The sequence below is a fragment of the Streptomyces sp. NPDC024632 genome (assembly GCF_055559175.1).
The window spans coordinates 66,948-87,599 of the sequence record NZ_JBVHLD010000007.1 but is presented as its reverse complement, the minus strand read 5'-3'; the positions used below and the strand labels follow the sequence as shown (position 1 = coordinate 87,599).

Annotated in this window: 19 protein-coding genes, 1 tRNA gene and 1 pseudogene; 15 read left to right on the top strand and 6 right to left on the bottom strand. The window is 71.5% G+C overall.

Going from position 1 to position 20,652, the window contains the following annotated elements:
• Positions 1-11: 11 nt before the first annotated feature.
• Complete coding sequence (locus ACZ37P_RS16130; protein WP_467346899.1) at positions 12-1,382, bottom strand: FAD-binding oxidoreductase; 1,371 nt, start codon at positions 1,380-1,382, stop codon at positions 12-14.
• A 66-nt stretch (positions 1,383-1,448) separates the two neighbouring features.
• A complete protein-coding gene (gene hppD / locus ACZ37P_RS16125; protein WP_467346897.1) occupies positions 1,449-2,564 on the bottom strand; it encodes a 4-hydroxyphenylpyruvate dioxygenase in 1,116 nt (371 codons plus the stop codon).
• 124 nt (positions 2,565-2,688) lie between these two features.
• On the opposite strand from hppD, the gene ACZ37P_RS16120 reads away from it, so the two are divergent.
• From ACZ37P_RS16120 to ACZ37P_RS16090, 7 genes are all read left to right on the top strand, one after another.
• Positions 2,689-3,159 (top strand): Lrp/AsnC family transcriptional regulator, encoded by a 471-nt coding sequence (locus ACZ37P_RS16120; protein ID WP_093716663.1) that lies wholly within the window; start codon positions 2,689-2,691, stop codon positions 3,157-3,159.
• A 41-nt stretch (positions 3,160-3,200) separates the two neighbouring features.
• Positions 3,201-3,848, top strand: coding sequence for an ABC transporter permease (locus ACZ37P_RS16115; RefSeq protein ID WP_355343051.1), 648 nt, complete (start codon positions 3,201-3,203; stop codon positions 3,846-3,848).
• Complete coding sequence (locus tag ACZ37P_RS16110) at positions 3,841-5,136, top strand: betaine/proline/choline family ABC transporter ATP-binding protein (RefSeq protein ID WP_355343048.1); 1,296 nt, start codon at positions 3,841-3,843, stop codon at positions 5,134-5,136. Before ACZ37P_RS16115 ends, ACZ37P_RS16110 begins: the two co-directional genes overlap by 8 nt.
• Positions 5,133-6,080, top strand: a complete 948-nt coding sequence (locus tag ACZ37P_RS16105) for an ABC transporter permease (protein WP_355343045.1) — start codon at positions 5,133-5,135, stop codon at positions 6,078-6,080. Before ACZ37P_RS16110 ends, ACZ37P_RS16105 begins: the two co-directional genes overlap by 4 nt.
• Positions 6,077-7,048 carry a glycine betaine ABC transporter substrate-binding protein gene (locus ACZ37P_RS16100; protein ID WP_355343042.1) on the top strand — a complete coding sequence of 324 codons (972 nt, stop codon included), beginning with the start codon at positions 6,077-6,079 and terminating at the stop codon, positions 7,046-7,048. The genes ACZ37P_RS16105 and ACZ37P_RS16100 overlap by 4 nt, the downstream gene beginning before the upstream one ends.
• 143 nt (positions 7,049-7,191) lie before the next feature.
• Complete coding sequence (locus ACZ37P_RS16095) at positions 7,192-7,803, top strand: winged helix-turn-helix domain-containing protein (protein ID WP_188284047.1); 612 nt, start codon at positions 7,192-7,194, stop codon at positions 7,801-7,803.
• A gap of 164 nt (positions 7,804-7,967) precedes the next feature.
• A complete protein-coding gene (locus ACZ37P_RS16090) occupies positions 7,968-9,293 on the top strand; it encodes an MFS transporter (RefSeq protein WP_467346894.1) in 1,326 nt (441 codons plus the stop codon).
• A gap of 6 nt (positions 9,294-9,299) precedes the next feature.
• On the opposite strand, the gene ACZ37P_RS16085 is transcribed toward ACZ37P_RS16090, so the two are convergent.
• From ACZ37P_RS16085 to ACZ37P_RS16070, 4 genes are all read right to left on the bottom strand, one after another.
• Positions 9,300-10,094: a S16 family serine protease gene (locus ACZ37P_RS16085; RefSeq protein ID WP_355343036.1), complete on the bottom strand. Its 795-nt coding sequence runs from the start codon at positions 10,092-10,094 to the stop codon at positions 9,300-9,302.
• Positions 10,095-10,615: 521 nt separating this feature from the next.
• Positions 10,616-11,356 carry an IclR family transcriptional regulator gene (locus tag ACZ37P_RS16080; RefSeq protein WP_355343033.1) on the bottom strand — a complete coding sequence of 247 codons (741 nt, stop codon included), beginning with the start codon at positions 11,354-11,356 and terminating at the stop codon, positions 10,616-10,618.
• A 242-nt stretch (positions 11,357-11,598) separates the two neighbouring features.
• Positions 11,599-13,389, bottom strand: a complete 1,791-nt coding sequence (locus ACZ37P_RS16075; RefSeq protein WP_355343030.1) for a DEAD/DEAH box helicase — start codon at positions 13,387-13,389, stop codon at positions 11,599-11,601.
• A 180-nt stretch (positions 13,390-13,569) separates the two neighbouring features.
• Positions 13,570-14,982, bottom strand: a complete 1,413-nt coding sequence (locus ACZ37P_RS16070; protein ID WP_355343283.1) for an MFS transporter — start codon at positions 14,980-14,982, stop codon at positions 13,570-13,572.
• Positions 14,983-15,294: 312 nt separating this feature from the next.
• Here ACZ37P_RS16070 and ACZ37P_RS16065 point away from each other — a divergent pair.
• The 8 genes and pseudogenes from ACZ37P_RS16065 (at position 15,295) to ACZ37P_RS16030 (ending at position 20,598) form a co-directional block, all read left to right on the top strand.
• Positions 15,295-15,369: transfer RNA gene (locus tag ACZ37P_RS16065), tRNA-Cys, on the top strand.
• Between the two features lie 186 nt (positions 15,370-15,555).
• Positions 15,556-15,747 carry a hypothetical protein gene (locus ACZ37P_RS16060; protein ID WP_355343280.1) on the top strand — a complete coding sequence of 64 codons (192 nt, stop codon included), beginning with the start codon at positions 15,556-15,558 and terminating at the stop codon, positions 15,745-15,747.
• Positions 15,731-16,258, top strand: a complete 528-nt coding sequence (locus tag ACZ37P_RS16055; RefSeq protein ID WP_391047144.1) for a DUF6879 family protein — start codon at positions 15,731-15,733, stop codon at positions 16,256-16,258. Before ACZ37P_RS16060 ends, ACZ37P_RS16055 begins: the two co-directional genes overlap by 17 nt.
• Positions 16,259-16,290: 32 nt before the next feature.
• A pseudogene (locus ACZ37P_RS16050) lies at positions 16,291-16,985 on the top strand (helix-turn-helix domain-containing protein).
• A 226-nt stretch (positions 16,986-17,211) separates the two neighbouring features.
• On the top strand, positions 17,212-18,315 hold the full coding sequence (locus ACZ37P_RS16045) for a methyltransferase domain-containing protein (protein ID WP_467346891.1): 1,104 nt from the start codon (positions 17,212-17,214) through the stop codon (positions 18,313-18,315).
• Positions 18,316-18,546: 231 nt separating this feature from the next.
• Positions 18,547-19,230 (top strand): NADPH-dependent F420 reductase, encoded by a 684-nt coding sequence (locus tag ACZ37P_RS16040; protein ID WP_391047146.1) that lies wholly within the window; start codon positions 18,547-18,549, stop codon positions 19,228-19,230.
• 109 nt (positions 19,231-19,339) lie between these two features.
• On the top strand, positions 19,340-19,786 hold the full coding sequence (locus ACZ37P_RS16035; RefSeq protein WP_355343018.1) for a carboxymuconolactone decarboxylase family protein: 447 nt from the start codon (positions 19,340-19,342) through the stop codon (positions 19,784-19,786).
• A gap of 38 nt (positions 19,787-19,824) precedes the next feature.
• Complete coding sequence (locus tag ACZ37P_RS16030) at positions 19,825-20,598, top strand: isocitrate lyase/PEP mutase family protein (RefSeq protein ID WP_467346889.1); 774 nt, start codon at positions 19,825-19,827, stop codon at positions 20,596-20,598.
• Positions 20,599-20,652: the final 54 nt, after the last annotated feature.

The following is a 20,652-nucleotide window of genomic DNA, read 5'->3' as shown; positions in this document are numbered from 1 at the left end:
CGGCGCGGCCCTCAGAACAGCTTGCCCGGATTCAGCAGCCCGAGCGGGTCGAAGACGGCCTTCACGCCGCGCTGCAACTCAACGCCGGTGGGGCCGAGTTCGCGGGCCAGCCAGTCCTTCTTGAGCAGGCCGACGCCGTGCTCGCCGGTGATGGTGCCGCCGAGCGCGAGACCGAGCGCCATGATCTCGTCGAAGGACTGGCGGGCCCGCAGCGCCTCGTCGGGGTCGTGCGCGTCGAAGCAGACCACGGGGTGGGTGTTGCCGTCGCCCGCGTGCGCGCACACCCCGATCGTCAGGCCGAACTTGGCCGAGATGTCCGCGACGCCGTCCAGCATCTCGCCGAGCTTCGCGCGCGGTACGCACACGTCGTCGATCATCATGGCCGTCGAGATCGTCTCCAGCGCCGTCAGCGACAGGCGGCGCGCCTGGAGCAGCATCTCGGACTCGGCGCTGTCCTCCGCGGGCACCACGTCGGTGGCGCCCGCCGCCGTGCACAGCTCGCCGACCGCGGCGAGGTCGGCGGCCGGGTCGGCGGTGTCGAAGGCGGCGAGCAGCATGGCCTCGGTGGTCTCGGGCAGGCCCATGTTCGCCATCGCGTTGACCGCGCGGATGGTCGTGCCGTCCATCAACTCCAGCAGCGACGGCACATGGCCGCTCTCCATGATCGAGCAGACGGCGGCGCAGGCCGCGGCGGCCGACGGGAATTCGGCGACCATGGCGAGCTGGCGCGGCGGCGCGGGCCGCAGCGCGAGGACCGCCTTCACGACGATGCCGAGGGTGCCCTCGGAGCCGACGAAGAGCCGCGTGAGGTCGTATCCCGCCACGCCCTTGGCGGTGCGCCGCCCGGTGGTCAGCAGCCGCCCGTCGGCCAGCACCACCTCGAGGCCGAGGACGTACTCGGCCGTCACCCCGTACTTCACGCAGCACAGGCCGCCCGCGCCGGTGCCGATGTTGCCGCCGATCGTGCACTGCTCCCAGCTCGACGGGTCCGGCGGGTAGGACAGGCCGTGCTCGCCGACCGCCCTGGACAGCACGGCGTTGACGACGCCCGGTTCGACCACGGCGATCCGGTCGACCGTGTCGATCTCCAGGATGCGGTCCATCTTCACCAGCGAGAGCACGATGCAGCCGTCCATGGCGTTGGCGCCGCCGGACAGCCCGGTCCGCGCCCCCTGCGGTACGACCGGCGCCCGGTGCGCGGTCGCGGTCCGCATGACGTGCTGCACGTCCTCGGTGCTGCGGGGCAGCACGACCGCCGCCGGGGTGCCGACGGCGGAGAAGCTCGCCATGTCCTGGGAGTACGCCGCGACGACGTCGGGGTCGGTCAGTACCGCCTCCGGCGGCAGGCCGCCGCGCAGTGCGGTGATCAGTTCATCGTGCATGTGTTCACCCTGACAGGCCGGGGCCCCGCCCTCAAGGGCGGGACCCCGCGAGACCACAGGGTGAGATCAGAGGTTGCCGCGCAGCTCCTGCTCCCGCTCGATCGCCTCGAACAGGGCCTTGAAGTTGCCCTTGCCGAAGCCCATGGAGCCGTGGCGCTCGATCATCTCGAAGAAGACGGTCGGGCGGTCCTGGACCGGCTTGGTGAAGATCTGGAGCAGGTAGCCGTCCTCGTCGCGGTCCACGAGGAGCTTGAGTTCGCGCAGTGTCTCGACGGGGACGCGGGTCTCGCCCGCCCATTCGCCGAGGGTGTCGTAGTAGGAGTCGGGGGTGTCGAGGAATTCGACACCGGCGGCGCGCATGGCGCGTACGGAGGCGACGATGTCGTTGGTGGCCAGCGCGATGTGCTGGACGCCGGGGCCGCCGTAGAACTCCAGGTACTCGTCGATCTGGGACTTCTTCTTGGCGACGGCCGGCTCGTTGAGCGGGAACTTCACCTTGAGCGTGCCGTCGGCCACGACCTTGGACATCAGCGCCGAGTACTCGGTGGCGATGTCGTCGCCGACGAATTCCTTCATGTTGGTGAAGCCCATGACCCGGTTGTAGAAGGCCACCCACTCGTTCATCCGGCCGAGTTCGACATTGCCGACGCAGTGGTCGATGGCCTGGAAGAAGCGCCGCGCCGGGGGCTCGACCACCGGCTCGGCGGCGACGAAGCCCGGCATGTAGGGGCCGTCGTAGCCGGTGCGGTCGACCAGGGTGTGCCGGGTCTGGCCGTACGTGGCGATGGCGGCGAGCACGACGGTGCCGTGGTCGTCCTTCAGCTCGTACGGCTCGGTGAGGCCGGTGGCGCCGTGCTCGACGGCGAACGCGTACGCGGCGCGCGCGTCCGGGACCTCCAGGGCGAGGTCGACGACGCCGTCGCCGTGGGCGGCGACGTGGTCGGCCAGGAAGCGGCCGTGGTCGGTGGCGGGCTTGATGACGGAGGTGAACACGAAGCGCGCGCCGCCCGACTCCAGGACGTAGGAGGCGGTCTCGCGGCTGCCGTTCTCGGGTCCCGAGTAGGCGACGCGGCGCATGCCGAAAGCGGTGGAGTAGTAGTGCGCGGCCTGTTTGGCGTTGCCCACGGCGAAGACGACGGCGTCCATGCCCTTTACCGGGAAAGCATCCTGGGTCTCAGTCATGACAAAAGCGTCCCGCCGCTTGTCAGGGTGCGCAATAGTTCCGGATTTCAGTGGACAGTCTGCACAGCGGAAGCGAGGATCGACGGGTCAATCTGTGCAGCATGACCACGGAAGGCGGCGGGGTATGGGAATCGACGCGCTGGACGGGCGGCTGATCACGCTGCTGGACCGGGAGCCGCGGATCGGCGTGCTGGAGGCGTCCCGGCGGCTGGGGGTGGCGCGCGGCACGGTGCAGGCGCGGCTCGACCGGCTGAGGGCCAATGGGGTGATCCGCGGCTTCGGCCCGCAGGTGGACCCGGCGGCGCTCGGCTATCCGGTGACGGCGTTCGCCACGCTGGAGATCAAGCAGGGCCAAGGGGCCGACGTACGGGCGCACTTGACCACCGTGCCGGAGGTGCTGGAGCTGCACACCACGACCGGTCAGGGCGACATGCTCTGCCGTCTGGTGGCGCGTTCCAACGCCGATCTCCAGCGGGTGATCGACCGCGTTGTCGGCTTTGATGGGATTGTCCGGGCCGCCACGGCCATCGTCATGGAGAACCCGGTCCCGCTGCGGATCATCCCGCTGGTGGAGCAGGCGGCGCGCGACACGTAGACGCGCCACGCGGTCGAAGGAGACGGGGAGGTGGCGGCGCGGTGAGCTTCTGGCAGTACCTCTCCAACCGGCACCAGCAACTGCTCACCGACGCCTTCCAGCACGCCAGCGCGGTGTTCCAGTGCATGGTGCTCGCGACCGTGATCGGCGTCCTGATCGGTGTCCTGACCTACCGCAGCGACTGGGCGGGCAATCTCGCGGTCACCTCGACCGCGACCATCCTCACCATCCCGTCGCTGGCCCTGATCGGTCTGCTGATCCCGGTCCTGGGCCTGGGCGTGCCGCCGACGGTGACCGCGCTGACGCTGTACGGGCTGCTGCCGGTCGTCCGCAACTCCATCGTCGGGCTGCGCGGTGTGGACCCGGCGCTGGTGGACGCGGCCAAGGGCATCGGCATGTCGCGGGTGGCCCGGCTGCTGCGGGTGGAGCTGCCGCTGGCCTGGCCGCCGATCCTGACCGGTATCCGGGTCGCCACCCAGATGCTGATGGGTATCGCGGCGGTGGCCGCGTACGCCTCGGGCCCCGGCCTCGGCAACGAGATCTTCCGCGGCATCGCGTCGCTGGGCAGCGCCAACGCGCTCAACGAGGTGCTGTCCGGCACGCTCGGCATCATCGTCCTCGCGCTGCTCTTCGACGCCGCGTACGTGGGCATCGGCCGTCTGACCATTCCGAGGGGGATCCGTGTCTGAGCAGTGGTCACCGCAGGACCGGGAGCAGCCGGCGCCCGCCGGGGTGGCGGGCGCCACCATCGAGCTGGAGAACCTGACCAAGCGCTATCCGGGCAGCCAGGACCCGGCCGTGGACAGCGTCAGCATGGAGATCAAGGCCGGTGAGACGGTGATCTTCGTGGGCCCTTCCGGCTGCGGCAAGTCCACCACGCTGAAGATGATCAACCGGCTGATCGAGCCGTCGTCCGGGCGGATCAGGATCAACGACGAGGACGTCACCGCGATCGACCCGGTCAAGCTGCGCCGCAAGGTCGGGTACGCGATCCAGTCGTCCGGTCTCTTCCCGCACATGACGGTCGCGGAGAACATCGCGCTGGTGCCGAAGATGGTCGGCTGGAGCAAGTCGCGGGTCAAGGACCGGGTCGAGGAGATGCTCGACCTGGTGGGCCTGGACCCGCGGGAGTTCCACGGCCGCTACCCGCGCCAGCTCTCCGGCGGACAGCAGCAACGCGTGGGCGTGGCACGGGCGTTGGCGGCCGACCCGCCGGTGCTGCTGATGGACGAGCCGTTCGGCGCGGTCGACCCGATCACCCGCGACCACCTCCAGGACGAACTGATCAGGCTCCAGCACGAGTTGCACAAGACGATCGTCTTCGTCACGCACGACTTCGACGAGGCCATCAAGCTGGGCGACCGGATCGCGGTGCTCCGCGAGCACTCGCACATCGCCCAGTTCGACACGCCGGAGGCCATTCTCACCAACCCGGCCGACGACTTCGTGTCCGGCTTCGTCGGCGCCGGCGCGGCGCTCAAGCGGCTCAATCTCACCCGCGTGCGCGATGTCGGCATCGCCGACTTCCCCGCGGTGGGCGTCGACGAGCCGTTGCAGTCGGTCTTCGAGCGGCTGCGCACCAGCCAGCACAACGAACTGCTGCTGCTCGACCGGCGGCGCCGCCCGTACAAGTGGCTGCGGCGCGGCGATCTGATGCGCGCCAAGGGGTCGTTGGCACGGGCGGGCACGGTCGTGCACGACACGGTGACGCGGGACGCGACGCTGCGGGACGCGCTGGAGGCGGTGCTGACCGACAGCGGCGGGCGGGTGGCGGTGACCGGGCGGCGCGGCGAATTCGTGGGCGTGGTCGACATGGAGACGCTGATGAACTCGGTGCAGGAGATGCTGGAGGCCGACCGGCTGACCGCGATGGAGCACCAGCACGAACTGGCCGAGTCGCAGGCCGGGCAGGGGCACGAGGAGGAGCGGGCACGCGCCGAGCAGGAGGGCGCGGCGGGCGCGGAGCCGGCGTCATGAGCCCGGACGGCCCGGACCGCGCGACGGGGGCCAGCCGCGCCGACGGCGGCCGGTCCCACCCGTCGGGCCGGGACACCCGCGACGCCGGGGAGCGCCGTCCCCCCGGCGAGCACGACGTGCGCGGCCTGGCCTTCCGCGACGACGACGGCGGTACGGAGCACGAGGAGCACGAGGGCGGGCCCGCGCCCGCCGCGACCAGGCCGAAGCCCAAACTGACGTGGCGGAAGCTGGTGTTCACCCCGGTCGTGCTGGCCGCCGTGCTGCTCGCCACGTATCTGTGGATCACCAACATCCACCTGGACGCGATCGAGAAGAATTCGCTCGACGACGGCAATGTGCAGCTCCGGCTCTGGCAGCACGTGAAGCTGACCGCGATCTCCACCTTCTGGGTGCTGGTGATCGCCATCCCCGTCGGCATCGCGCTGACCCGGCGGCGGCTGCGCAGGGTCGCGCCGTTCGTGACCGCGCTCGCCAACATCGGCCAGGCGACCCCGGCGATCGGCCTGCTGGCGCTGCTGGTGATCTGGCTGGGCATCGGCGCCCGCACCGCGATCATCGGCATCGTGGCCTACGCGGTGCTGCCGGTGCTCTCCAACACCGTCGCGGGGCTCAAGGCCATCGACCCGACGCTGGTGGAGGCCGCGCGCGGCATCGGCATGTCGGCGCCCGGCGTGCTCGCCAAGGTCGAACTGCCGCTCGCCGTACCGCTGATCCTCGCGGGCGTGCGGACCGCGCTGGTGCTCAACGTCGGCACCGCCACGCTGGCCACCTTCGGCGGGGGCGGCGGCCTCGGCGACCTGATCACCTCCGGCATCGTCAACCAGCGGATGCCGGTGCTGATCCTCGGCTCGGTGCTGACGGTGGTGCTCGCGCTGTTCGTGGACTGGCTGGCCTCGGTCGCCGAGCAGTTGATGCGGCCCCGCGGCCTAGAGGTGACGGCGTGACGCGGCGGCGTACGGGGCTCGTGGCGCTCTGCGGCGCCGCCCTGCTGGCGTCCTGCGGGCTGACCAGCGGCAGCCCGCTGGTGGACAACGTCAAACCGGGCTCGATCGGGCAGGGCGAACCCCTCAAGGGCGCCCACCTGGTGATCACGTCCAAGAACTTCAGCGAGAACATCATCCTGGGCGAGATGATCGGCCTCGCCTTCAAGGCGGCGGGCGCGAGCGTGCTGGACCGGACGAACATCACCGGCTCGATCGGCGCCCGCGAGGCGGTCAAGTCCGGTCAGGCGGACGCGATGTACGAGTACACCGGCACCGCCTGGATCACGTATCTGGGGCACACGGAACCCATCAAGAACCCCCAGGCGCAGTGGCAGGCCGTGCACGACGCGGACCTGAAGAACGGCCTGACCTGGCTGCCGCCGTCCACGCTGAACAACACGTACTCGCTCGCCGTCAGCCAGCGCAACAACGCGAAGTACCACCTCAAGACGCTCTCCGACGTGGCCGCGCTGGCGAAGAAGGACCCCAGGGCCGTGACGCTGTGCGTGGAGAACGAGTTCGCCTCCCGGCAGGACGGGCTGCCCGGCATGATGAAGGCGTACGACATGGACATCCCCAGCTCGCGGATCCAGAAGATGGACGCGGGGATCATCTACACCCAGGTGAACAAGAACGGTTCCTGCCTGCTGGGCGAGGTGTACACCACCGACGGCCGCATCCAGTCGATGCACCTGACCGTCATGGAGGACGACAAGCACTTCTTCCCCAACTACAACGCGGCGCCCGTCATCTACAGCAAGGCGTTCAAGAAGTACCCGGCCATCGCCAAGCTCCTCGACCCGATCAGCGCCAAGCTGGACACGGCGGTCGCGCAGAAGCTGAACGCCCAGGTGGACGTGGACGGGCAGGACCCGCACGACGTGGCGAAGAAGTGGCTGATCGCGGAGGGCTTCATCAAGAACGGGTGAGGGGGCCCTGCGGGGCTCGGGGGGTACGGCTCGCGGGGTACGGGCCGGGGGTACGGCTCGGGCGTACGGCTCTGGGGTGGATGCAAAGCTGTTTTGCAAAAGAGCGTTGCAAAGGTGCTTTGCATGCGCTTAAGGTGGTGTCCATGACGGACAAGAAGGACGCGGTGCCGATCGGCCCGATCTCGGACGAGGATCTGCTGACCCTCGACGCCAGGTCGCTGCGCGGCCTCGCCCACCCGCTGCGGATGCGGCTGCTGGCCGCGCTGCGCGACCGCGGCCCCGCCACGGCCTCCCAACTGGCCGACCGGCTCGGCGAGTCCAGCGGTGCGACCAGCTACCACCTGCGCCAGCTCGCCTCGTTCGGCCTGGTCGAGGACGACCCCGGCCGCGGCACCGCGCGCGAGCGCTGGTGGAAGGCGGTGCACCGGGGCCAACGCTTCGACAGCATCGGGGAGTTCGTCCGGCACCCCGACCCAGAGGTGCGCGCCGCGATGAGCACCTTCCTGGTCGAGCACGCCACCAGCAGCGCCGAGCAGGTGGCGACCTGGATGAGCACGATGCACACCTGGCCGAAGGTCTGGCAGGAGGCGTGGGACTCCAGCCGCTTCACGCTGCGCCTCACGCCGCAGGACGCGGTGGAGCTGAGCGAGCGGGTGCACGCGCTCGTGGAGTCCTTCCGCGAGCGGGAGACGGACGGGCCGGAGGGTGAGCGGGTCCGGGTGCAGTTCCACGAGTTCCCGATCGCGTCCGACTGACCCCGCTCCCCCGCGCCGCGCGCGCCGTCACCGCACGCGCAGCCGTATCCGTACCCGTATCCGTACCGGCTCCCTGTCCGTACCGGCTCCCTGTCCGCACCGGCCCGTAATTCCGTAGCTCCGTCACTCCGTATCAACGACCCATCGTCACGGGGGAATTCGCCATGCCCGCACGCACCGCGATACCGCACGCCCACCACCGGCCCGACGGGTCGGGACCGGCCCGCGACCGGCGCCCGCTGGGGGTGCTGCTGGCCGCCAACGTGGTCTCGATCGCCGGGAACATGCTCACCGTCGTCGCCGTCCCGTGGTTCGTCCTGGAGACCACCGGGAGCCCGGCGCGGGCCGGTCTGGTCGCCTTCGCGGCCACCCTGCCGGTCGTGCTCGCCGCGATCCTGGGCGGCCCGCTGATCGACCGGCTCGGCTACGCGGTCACGAGCGTCGTGTCGGACGTGGTGTGCGCGGCGGCCATGGCGGCCGTACCGCTGCTGCATCTGACCGTCGGGCTGCGCTACTGGGAACTGCTCGCGCTCGTCGGCGTCAGCGGCCTCTTCCACGCCCCCGGCGAGACCGCCCGCGAGGTGCTGATGCCCCGGCTCGCCGCACGCGCCGACACCACCGTGGCGCGGGCGTCGAGCGCGTACGAGGGCGCGTCGCGCGGCGCCCGTATGCTCGGCGCCCCGCTGGCTGGCGTGCTCATCTCGGTGATGGGCGCCACCAATACGCTGCTGGTCGACGCGGCGACCTTCGCGGTGTCCGCGGTGCTGATCGGGATCGGGGTACGGGACCGGACGCCGGCGGAGGCGCCGGAGCCGCCGAAGGAGTCCGCCGGCAGTTACCGGGCCGAACTGCGCGAGGGATTCGTCTACTTGGTGGCCGCGCGGCTGCTGTTCGCCATCGTGGTGATGGTGATGGTGACCAACGCGCTGGACCAGGCGTGGTCGGCGGTGCTGCTGCCGGTGGACGCCCGCGAGCACCTGGGCGGTTCGGTGAGCGTCGGCCTGGTCGCCGGGACCTTCGGCGGCGGCGCGCTGATCGGCTCGCTGACGTACGGCGTCGTCGGCCACCGGGTGTCGCAACGCGGCCTCTACATCGGCGCGTTCCTCATCAGCGGCTTCCCCCGGACGGCCGTGGCCGCCTTCGTGCCCGGTCTGACCCCGCTCCTGGTCACCTGCGCGGTGTGCGGGCTGGCCGCCGGGGTCCTGAACCCGATGATCGGCACCGAGATGGTCCGCCTGGTCCCCGAGCGGCTGCGCAGCCGGGTCTTCGGCGCCGTCACCTCCGGCGTCCTGGTCGCCGTGCCGCTGGGCGGCCTGCTCGGCGGCTTCCTCGTCCAGTACGCGGGCCTGCGCACCGCCATGGCCACCGTCAGCGCCGTCTATCTGCTCACGACGCTGAGCCCGCTCGTCCTGCCCGCCTTCCGGCACTGGAACGACGAGCCCGGCGACGAGCCCGCCGTGTCGCCGGGCGCCGCGCGGGCGTCGGTCTAGCCGCCTCTAGCAGGTCGGCAGCTTTCCGCCCTTGTCCAGGGCGGCCAGGGCCGCCAGCGCGCCGTCCAGGTCGTTGACCGGGACCAGCCTGAGCCCGTCGGGCAGCTCCGCCTTGGCGTCGGAGCACTCGCCGCGCGGTACGAGGAAGACGGTCGCGCCGTCGCGGCGGGCGGCCTGCTCCTTCAGCGGCACCCCGCCGACCGCGCCGACCTTGCCCGAGGCGTCGATGGTCCCGGTGCCCGCGATGGTCCGGCCGCCGGTGAGGTCGCCGCCGTGGCCGTCGCCGTTGATCTTGTCGATGATGCCGAGTGCGAAGAGCAGCCCGGCGCTGGGGCCGCCGACGTCGGCGAGCTGGAGATCGACCTTCACCTTGGACGGTGAGAGCCCGAGGTGCTTGAGCGCGGCCGTCGTCGCCGCGTCCTGCGAGTCGGTCATCTCCTTGCGGTTCGCCTTCTCGATCTCCTTCACCGAGCCGCCGGTGGGATAGACCGAGTCGCGCGGCATCGCCGCCTGGTCCTTCTTGAACCACGCCTTCAGCACGTCGGTGACGTGCACCGAGGCGTCCGGTGACGTCGCCTGGATCGTCACCATCCGCAGTTGCCCGCTCGTCCTGCGCACCGGTGTCCCGCTCACCGTGATCACCTGCGTCCCCTGGTCCGCCCCCAGCACGTTCGCCGTCAGCCCCGGCTCCACGATCGAGATCGGGAGCGGGGCGAGGGCCGCGACGGCCAGCAGCCCGGCCGTGACTGCTCCGCAGACGGCCAGAGTCACGGTCCGCCGGGAGACGCTGCTTCTACGCATGCCGCCGACCCTATTTCACACCCCCCGCCCTCGCGGCCACGCCCCCGCACGACCAGTGCCCCGCCAGGGGCGCGAGGAACCGCGCGAGCAACCCACCACCGGCCGGTGGCCCGGACCCAACCGAACAGCCCCGCCGCCCCCGGCAAAGCAACCGCCCCGGGGCCGGGCCCCGCTGCCCGCACGCACGCACGACCAGTGCCCCGCCAGGGGCGCGGGGAACTGCGCGAGCAACCCACCACCGGCCGGTGGCCCGCCAACAACCGAACCGCCCCGCCGGGACCGGCGGTGACCCGCGGAAGCACCGCGGCAGCCCGCGCAGTTCCCCGCGCCCCCAAAAACGCGGCCCACCGCCCCCAGCAAAACAACCGCCCCGGGGCAGCAGCCCAAAACGCGTAGCGGCGTCCCAGCAAAGGAGCCCCCCTTGGGCCGGGCCCATGAAGACGCGTAGCCGGCGTACCGGCAAAGGACCCTGCACGGGCCCGGGGGCCTGGGGGCGCACCCTTGTGGGGAGGCTCAGCGCCCTAGCGCAGGGCGTCGGCGACCTCCGTGGCGGCCTCCACGACGCGCGCACCCACCCTCTCGGGGACCGAGTCGGCGAGCATGACGACGCCGACGCTCCCCTCGATGCCGGGGACGCCCAGGAGGGGCGCGGCGGCCCCGCTGGCACCGGCCTCCAGCTCGCCGTGGGTGAGGACGTACCGGACCGGCTCGGTGGCGGTGACGGTATGGGCGGCGGGCGGCCCCTCGGCCGGGCGGGCGCCCAGGGACTCCTCCTCGACGAACCGCTCCCAGCGCGACCCGTCGGGCGTCGGCTGCATGCCCCGCCCGGCGAGAATGGCGCGCCCCGCGGCCCCGCGGTCCAGCGGGTGCCGGAAGCCGGTGCGATAGGCCACGTGGTAGTCGGTCCAGGTCGGCTCCACGACGGCGACGGCCAGCGCCTCGCTGCCGTCGACGAGGGTCAGGTGGGCGGTCGCCCCGATCTCCTCGGCGAGCGAGCGCAACGCGGGCAGTGCGGCCTCGCGCAGCAGCGGGTGCACCTGGTGGGCCAGACCGAGCACGCCCAGTCCGACGCGCGCCCGGCCGCCGAGGTCACGGCGGACCAGCGAATGCTGCTCCAGCGTGGCCAGCAAGCGGTAGACCACCGTCCGGTTCACACCGAGTTTGGCGGCCAGCTCGGTCACCGTCAGGCCGTGGTCGGTGTCGGCGAGCAGCTTGAGAACCCGCAGGCCCCGGTCAAGCGTTTGAGACGTCTCCGCGGTCACGACGCCCCCTCCTCGTAGGCGGCGGCCATCTCCACGGCGGTAACGCACTGCCGGTCCCGCGGCAGTGCGCGGAGAGGCCGCCGGTAGTCGTCATACCGGCTGCGCTCCGCGGCTGCACTGCCACGGCGCGTGCGTGACCGGCACCGTAGCGAGCGGGTACCGCTCAGCGGAAGGGGTCGTCCACAATCCGGGCGTCGGCTTGACCCGACTTTGGAGATCCACCCTCTACAATACGGCCGACATCATCGCATTCGGGTCGCCCACTCCTGCACCTTCTTGATCCGCTCGCCGAGCTGTCCCGCCGTCGCCTCGGCGCTCGGCGGCCCGCCGCACGCACGGCGCAATTCGGTGTGAATCACCCCGTGCGGCTTACCGCTCTGATGGTTGTACGCGGCCACGAGCGTGTTCAACTGCTTGCGCAGTTCGAGCAGTTGGCGGTGGGTGACGATCGGGCGCCGCTCGGCGGGGAGTTCGAGCAGATCGGCCTCTTCGTCCGGCTTCTTCCGGCTGTGGGCGATCTGTCGGGCCTGCCGCTTCTGCAGCAGTATCTGGACCTGGTCCGGTTCGAGGAGTCCGGGGATGCCGAGGTAGTCCTGCTCCTCCTCGCTGCCCGGATGCGCCTGCATGCCGAACTCGGCCCCGTCGTACAGCACCCGGTCGAAGACCGCGTCGGACTCCAGCGCCTCGAAGGGCAGCATGTCCTCCTCGGTGGCCTCGTCCTCGGCCTTCTCCGCGTCCGCGAGGAGCTTGTCCTCCTCCGCGAAGGGGTCCTCCTCGCCCTGCTTCTTGGGCTTGTCGAGCACGTGGTCGCGCTCGACCTCCATCTCGTTGGCGAATTCCAGCAGCATCGGGATGGTCGGAACGAACACCGACGCCGTCTCGCCGCGCCGCCGCGACCGTACGAAACGGCCCACGGCCTGCGCGAAGAACAGCGGCGTCGAGATCGTCGTGGCGTACACGCCGACCGCGAGGCGGGGCACGTCGACGCCCTCCGACACCATCCGGACCGCGACCATCCACCGGTCCTCGGACTCGCTGAACTTCTCGATCCGCTTGGAGGAGCCGGGGTCGTCGGAGAGCACGACGGTCGGCTTGTGCCCGGAGATCTCCTTGAGCAGCTTGGCGTAGGCGCGGGCCGAGTCCTGGTCGGTGGCGATCACCAGGCCGCCCGCGTCCGGGATGCCCTTGCGGACCTCGGTCAGCCGCTGGTCGGCGGCCTTCAGCACGTTCGGGATCCAGTCGCCGGTCGGCGCGAGCGCGGTCCGCCACGCCTGCCCGATGGCGTCCTTCGTCATCGGCTCGCCCAGGCGCGCCGCGATCTCGTCGCCCGCCTTGGTGCGCCAGCGCATGTTGCCGCTGTAGCTGAGGAAGATCACCGGGCGCACGACGCCGTCGTTGAGCGCGTTGCCGTACCCGTACGTGTAGTCGGCGGCGCTGCGGCGGATGCCGTCGTTGCCCTCCTCGTACACCACGAAGGGGATCGGGTTGGTGTCCGACCTGAACGGCGTCCCGGTCAGCGCCAGCCGCCGCGTCGCCGGGTCGAACGCCTCCAGGCACGCCTCGCCCCACGACTTGCTGTCGCCCGCGTGGTGGATCTCGTCCAGGATCACCAGCGTCTTGCGCTGCTCGCAGCGGTTGCGGTGCAGCATCGGCCGCACCCCGACGCCCGCGTACGTCACGGCGACGCCGTGGTACTCCTTGCCGACGGGGCCCGCGCTGTACTCCGGGTCCAGCTTGATCCCTATCCGCGCCGCCGCGTCCGCCCACTGCGTCTTCAGGTGCTCGGTGGGCGCCACCACCGTGATCTGCTGCACCAGGTGGTTGTGGAGCAGATACGACGCCAGCGACAGCGCGAAGGTGGTCTTCCCGGCGCCGGGTGTCGCCACCGCGAGGAAGTCCCGCGGCTGCTTGGCGACGTACGCGTCGATGGCCCCCTGCTGCCAGGCCCGAAGCTTGTTCGCCGTCCCCCAGGGCGCGCGCCCGGGGAAGGCGGGAGACAGATGGTGCGGGTGCGATGCGGCGGTGGTAGTCACGGTCTCCGTTGAGGTTCGTCTCGCGGCGGGTCGGTACGAAAACCGCCTCAGCCTACCGGCCGCACCCCCTCACCCCCGTCCCGACGCCACCGCGCCGCCCGTGTGCGACTCAGCTCACATACGGGCGCGCGGACGCCGTCTCGTACGGTGATACGCCGTCCCGGGCGCAGGCGGTCGGTCTCACGCCGATTTCGGGTGGGGGCGCAGGCGCCCCGCTACGAAGGCGCCCACGAGGGCCAGGGCGGCGGCGGGGAGGAAGACGGCGGCGAAGGCCGCGGGGTGTGCGGTCGTGGTGGTGCTCGCGTCGGCGGTGGCGCCGACCGTGCCGCCGCCGAGGGCGGCGAAGACGGTGCCGGCGGCGGCGACCAGGAGGACGTTGGAGAGGGCGTCGGAGACCTGGAGGGCGGCGGAGTTGGCACCGGCCTCCGCGGGGGCGGACTGCTCCAGCATCAGCACGCTGAGGGTGGAGATGACCAGGCCCATGCCGAGGCCGCCCGCGCACCAGGCGACGGCCACGATCCACACCGGTACGGACTGGACGAGGGCGAGGCAGGCGCCGCAGATGGCGGCGGCGGACAGCACCATGCCGAACTGCGCGAGGCGTTCGCGGACCGGCGCCAGGCGCGGGCGGGCCTGGACGTACGAGCCGAGCGCCCAGGTGAGCCCGGCGCCCGCCAGCGACAGACCCGCCATGGTGGCGGACAGGCCGCGCTGGGTGACCAGCATCAGCGGGATGAAGCTCTCGGCGGCGATGAAGGTGCCCGCCGCGATCCCGCGCATCAGGATCACCGTGGGCAGCCCGCGCACCGCGCGGAAGGTGCCGGGCGGCAGCAGCCGCAGCGCGGACGGTACGAGCAGCACGATGCCCGCGACGGCCGGTATCACCGAGAGCGGGCTGATGTCCTGGCCCGCGTACTGCAACAGCGCCGCGCCCGTCGCGAGCGCCACCGCGTACCAGATCCGCCGCCCGTCCCGTACGGGCGGCGCGACCGGCTCGGGGGCCTCGGGCAGCGTCTCGGGGGCCGGGTCGGGGGCGTGCGCGGCCCGCCGCAGGGGCGGCAGCATGACGGCGAGCGGCAGCGCCACCAGGACCGGGATGGCCAGGAACACCCAGCGCCAGCCGAGGTGTTCGGTGACCGTCCCCGACACCAGCGGCCCGACGATCGACGGCACCACCCACGACGCCGCGAAGGCGGCCATCACCGAGGGCCGCAGCCGTTCCGGATACGCCCGGCCGACCACCACGTACAGCGCGACGATCACGAGCCCGCCGCCGAGCCCCTGCACGGCCCGGCCGAGCACGAACGGCCACATCGACTGCGCGGTCCCGCTGATCACCAGTCCCGCCGCGAAGCCGCCGATGCCCGCCGCCAGCGGCGGCAGCGGCCCCGACCGGTCGCACCACTGCCCGCTGACCACCATCGCGAGCAGCGACGTCGTGAAATACCCCGAGAACGCGAACGCGTACAGCCCGAGACCGTCCAGCTCCCGCGCCGCGATCGGCATCGCCGTCCCCACCGCGGTCGCCTCGAACGCGATCATCAGCACCACCGACACGATGCCCAGGGTCAGCGCGCGGTACGACCGCCCCATCACGCCTTCCGGCGCGTCCGGGGCGGTCTCGGGGTCGATTCCAGGAAGCCGCTGGTCACGGCGAGTGTCGGAGGCAGTCACCAGCCAAGGGTAAGGGGCATCAGCCCCTTTCACCCCTGCCCTGCGACCCCCTTTCCCTCCGCCTTTCGCCCTACGCCCCGCCCTCGTCCCACCTCCGTCCCGGCCGCCTTCCCGCCCCGGCCCGCGCCCCCGTTCATGAACGCCGTATGGCAGTCCCGTTGCACCCCCTCCCCCACCCTTGACCCACCCCCGCCCCACCCGCGAAGGTCGAACCACACCGCACACACACCTGGCCGTGTGCCCGAGTGGTTGAGGGACTCGCCTGCAAAGCGAGTTACGCCGGTTCGATTCCGGTCACGGCCTCCATTGCCTGATATGGCGAAAGAAGAGGGCGGCACCCCGTACGGGGTGCCGCCCTCTTCTTGTGTGCTGTCGTCTCCTGCGACGTGCACGATCCGGAGCACTCGAGCTTGGGAGAGCGGGCCTCAGTGCGCCGGGGGACGGTCACTCGGGAGCATCGAACACGACACCGTCTCTTCCCTGGGGGCAGCAGTGGAGCTGACACGACTCGTCGGATCGTGCGACGACGGCGATTGTCCGACGCTGTACGTGACCGACCGGGGCACCCTCGCAGTGCAGGGGCCGCACATCACCGAGCACGGTCGGAGCATCCCCGCTCACGAAGGCATGGTCGAAATCCCTGTGGAACTGATCAGAAAGGCCATCCGTGACGGGCTCCTCTAAAACGCTCGGCGAGATGTTCTCGCAGTTCGAGCGGGAAGCGTTCCGGCTGGAAACGCTGGGCGACTACAGCAAGTCCGGTGGTGTGACCGCCTATCACGCCTTCCTCGCAGGGGAGGATCAGCCGGAGGACTACCGAGACGCTGACTGGGTCACGACGGTCCGCGAGATCACCCGGGCCGGGAAACGCATCTATCGGGTACACATCTTGTCACGGCCTCTCACGCCGTACCTGCGATTCGAACTGGGCTGGGGATACCAGCGGAACATGACGGCCGGTGAGGAATTCTTCATCCTCGACACCACCGAGACGGAGAACCCGCTGCCGCAGGCCCCTGACTTCTGGCTGTTCGACGGCAGGACGGCGGCAGCCATGACGTACGACGGCGCTGGGAAGTTCCTCGGCGTGGACGTCCACGAGGCGGCGGATGCCGACGAGTTCGGGGCGTACCGCGATGTGGCGCTCGCACACGCGAGGCCCTTCACCGACTGGTGGGCCGAGTTCGGCGAGTGAACAGATCAGAACTGGGCGCCGCGCTGCGGGCGTTGCGGCAGGCATCCGGGCATGAAGCGAAGGCTGTGGCCCGCGGCGCCGTCATGTCCACCAGTAAACCGAGCAAGATCGAGAACGGCCGCACCGCGCCCGGCGTCATCGACGTGGAGCGCATCCTCACGGCATTGGGCGTGTCCGCCAACCGTCGCTGATTCCGGGCCTGTTGCAGACACCCGAGTACGGGCGGGCGGTGCTCTCCCGCAAGGAGCTGGGCGACGAACAGTTGGCACGTACGGTCGCCGCGCGACTCGATCGCCAGAGCGTGCTGTACGACAGGACGAAGACCCTGCGGTTCGTCGTCACCGAGCCCGTACTGCGCTGGCTGCTCGTTCCGCCACCGGTGATGGCCGGCCAACTGGACAGGCTCATCTTCCTGTCCGGGCTTCCCAATCTCGACATCCGCGTCGTCCCGCTCACCGCAGCACAAAAATACGCACCCGGTCACTCCTTCGTCATCCGCGACAACCGTATGGTCACGGTCGAGACGCTGCACGCCGAAATGGCGGTGACCGATCCCAGGGACGTCGCTCTTTACGTGAAGAAATTCGAGCACTTCTCCTCGGGCGCCCTCGCCGACGACGCCATGCGCGACTTCCTCACGGCTGTTCGCGACGAATTCTTGCGCGAACAGGAAACGCCCTGGACACCGCACTCCGCCTCCCAGAATTCTGGACACGACAGCGAATAGGGCGGAAGGCCAAGCAAAGGAGATGCGCAGTGGAGAAGACTCCGCGAGGAATTCGTGCCGGTGGAGAGGGAGACGGGCAGCCGGGGACGCCGTGGACGCCGCCGGAGGAGCCGCCGAATCCGGATGGGTCCACGCCGCCCGGGGACGGGACGCATCGGAAGTGACATCGATCGAACGGGGCCGGGGCTGGGCCGAGTTGGGGCGGTCGCTTCTCGCGGCGAGGGTCATGACGGACGATTGGGCGGCGGCTTTCGCGGCGGTGCCGCGGGCGGCGTTTCTGCCCGAGGTGATGTGGCCGTTCGACCTCACCGCACAGGCCAGTGTGGCCGTGAGCAGGGCGGAGGACCCGGCGGCGTGGCTGGGGTACGCCGAGGCCGATGTGCCGATCGTGACGCAGTGGGACGACGGGCGGCACAGCGGGACGGCGCCGGGGAAGGTGTCGACGTCGTCCGCGTCGATGCCGTCCGTCGTGTTCGCCATGCTCGGCGACCTGGAGGTGCGGCCCGGGCACGCGGTGCTGGAGATCGGCACCGGGACGGGGTGGAACGCGGGGCTGCTGACGCACCGGCTCGGCGGCGAGAAGGTGACGACCGTCGAGGTGGACGCGGCGGTGGCGGCAGCGGCCCGGGAGTCGCTGCGAAGGGCGGGGCTCGGCCCGACGGTGGTGACGGGGGACGGATACGGCGGGCACCTGCCGGGCGCGCCGTACGACCGGGTCATCGCCACGTGCGGGATGCGCGAGATCCCGTACGCCTGGGTCGAGCAGACGGCACCCGGCGGGATCGTCGTGGCGCCGTGGGGGACGCATTACGGGAACGGTGACGCCGTGGCACGGCTGGTCGTCGGGGACGGGGTGGCGTCGGGGCGGTTCACGCGGCTGGTGGAGTTCATGAAGCTCCGCGCCCAGCGGAGGGCTGCCGTACGGCACGGCGATGACGTATCGAAGGAGGGCACGGACGGCGCCGACGCGTCCACGACCACCGTCACCGAGGCGGAATTCCTCACCGGGCGGTACACCGCGGGCCCCTTCGCGTTGGGGCTGCGGGTGCCCGGGTGCGTGCAGGCCGCGGCCGAGAAGCGCGGGGACACGCGGCCGGTCTGGTTCTACGGTCTCACCGACACGTCGTGGGCCGTCGTGACCTTCCGCGACGGCCGGCCCGCGTCCACGGTCCACCAGTACGGACCGCGTCGGCTGTGGGACGAGGTGGAGGCCGCCTTCCGCTGGTGGACGGGCCGGGGAAAGCCGGGGGTCGAGCGCTTCGGGCTGACGGTCGACGCCGACGGGCAGTACGTGTGGCTGGACGATCCGGCCGAGTCCTGGGGTATCTGAGCGACATCACTCTCCAGGCACGAAGCGGGGAGAGGCTCCTGGACGGCTTCCGGGCCGGCCCGGAGCCCCTGCCGAAGACGCCGCCAAAGGCGAAAACCCTGCCCGCGCCACCCCTGACCGCCGCCCAGCTCGGCGACGTGCTCCTCGCGCTCGGGCCGCACCGGCGCCGCTGACAGGGTGAACGACCGGACCGGCGGAAATACTGACGTGGCCGTGGCGGTTGCCGCCGGTATGGCGACTTTGGGACTGATCGGCAGCGGAAACATCGGCGGCACCCTGGCCCGGCTGGCGGTCGACAGCGGGCTCGATGTGGTGCTCAGCAACTCCCGGGGGCCGGAAACCCTCGCGGACCTCGTCGCGGAGCTCGGTCCACGAGCCCGCGCGGGCACGGCGGCGGAGGCCGCCGCCGCCGGGGACTGGGTGGTGGTGACGGTCCCGGTCAAGGCGTACCCGCGGATTCCGCGGGAGCCGCTGGCGGGCAAGACCGTGATCGACACCGGCAACTACTACCCGCAGCGCGACGGCGACATCGCCGAGCTGGTCGAGAAGAAGACCACCGACAGCGGGCTGCTCCAGGGGTATCTGGACGGTGCCCACGTGGTGAAGGCGTTCAACAACATCTTCTTCAAGCACCTGGCGGCGCTGCCGCGTCCGGCGGGAGCGGCCGACCGCAGCGCCCTGCCCATCGCCGGTGACGACGCCGACGCGAAGGCGCACGCCGCTGAGCTGCTCGATCTGCTCGGCTTCGACACGGTGGACGCCGGGCCGCTCGCCGAGGGCCGGCGGTTCCAGCCCGGCACGGCGGCGTACGGGCTGCCCTACGCGGACAAGTCGGTCGCCGACTTCATGGCCGAGCCCCCCGCGCCGGCCTCCGTCGCCGACATCGAGGCGGCCCTGGCGGCGGCGGAGAGCTGAAGCCGGGCCCGAAGCCGGGCCGCCCGTCCGCTCCCGCCGCGATTGGCCCAGGGATTTGGGGCGGGAGTGGTACAACGGCGCGGGGCGATCAGGCCGTAGCGTCGTCGGTATGAGTGAGCGAGTGGATTACGCGAAGCACGCGCCGGACGCGTTCCGGGCGATGCTGGGGTTCAGCCAGGCGGCGGCGAAGGGGCTCGACCCCGTGGTCGCGGAGCTGGTGAAGATCAGGGCGTCGCAGATCAACCGGTGCGCGTTCTGCCTGGACATGCACATCAAGGACGCGCGGAAGGCCGGGGAGAGCGACCAGCGGATCTTCCTGCTGAGCGCGTGGGAAGAAGTCGACGGCGTCTACAGCGAGAAGGAACGGGCGGCGCTGGCGCTGACGGAGGCGGTGACGCTGCTGACGGACGGGTTCGTGCCGGACGAGGTGTACGCGCGGGCGGCGGAGCACTTCGACGCGGACGAGTTGGCGCGCCTGGGGGCCGCGATCGTGGCGATCAACGCGTGGAACCGGTTCAACGTGACGTTCAGGACGCAGCCGGCGGCGAGCGCGTGAGCGGCGCGGGGGCCGGGGCCGAGGTCGGGGCGGGAGGCGTGGCCGGGGCGGGAGGCGTGGCCGGGGCGGGGGACGTGGCCGGGGCCGGGGCGGGGGGCGCGAAGGCGCTGCTGGCGCTGCATCACGGGCGGGACGCCGCCGATCCGTTGGTGCTGCCCGGGCCGTGGGACGCGGCCAGCGCGCGGGTGTTCGCGGACGCGGGCTTCCCGGCGCTGGCGACACCCAGCGCCGGGGTGTCGGCGTCGCTGGGGTACGAGGACGGCGAGGCGCCCGCCGACGAGATGTTCGCCGCGATCCGGCGGATCACCCGCGCCGTGGACGTCCCCGTGTCGGCCGACGTCGAGGCCGGATACGGGCTGGCGCCCGAGGAGTTGGTCGAGCGGCTGCTGGAGGCCGGGGCCGTCGGGTGCAATCTGGAGGACTCCGAGCCGGGGTCCAGGGGGCTGGTCGAGCCCCGGCGGCAGGCGGACCGGCTCGCGGCCCTACGCGCCGCCGCCGGGGACGCGTTGGTCGTCAACGCGCGCATCGACACGTTTCTGCGCGGCGACCGTACGACCGGCGCCGCCGTCGAGCGCGGGCTGCTCTACGCCGCCGCCGGAGCCGACTGCGTCTACCCGATCCTCGCCCCGCCCGCCCTCCTCGCCGAGATCGCCGAAGCCGTCCCCCTCCCCCTCAACGCACTCTGCCGTCCCGGCGGGCCCTCCCCCCGCGAGCTGGCCTTCCTCGGCGCCACCCGCGTCACCTTCGGCGGCGGCCTCCAGCAACAAGCCCTGGAAGCCGTCCGCGACATGGCGACCGGCATGCGCCTGTGACCCGCCGGGCGCGCGCCGCGTAAAGGCGCCGGGCCACGTTGTCCAGGGGCGCGG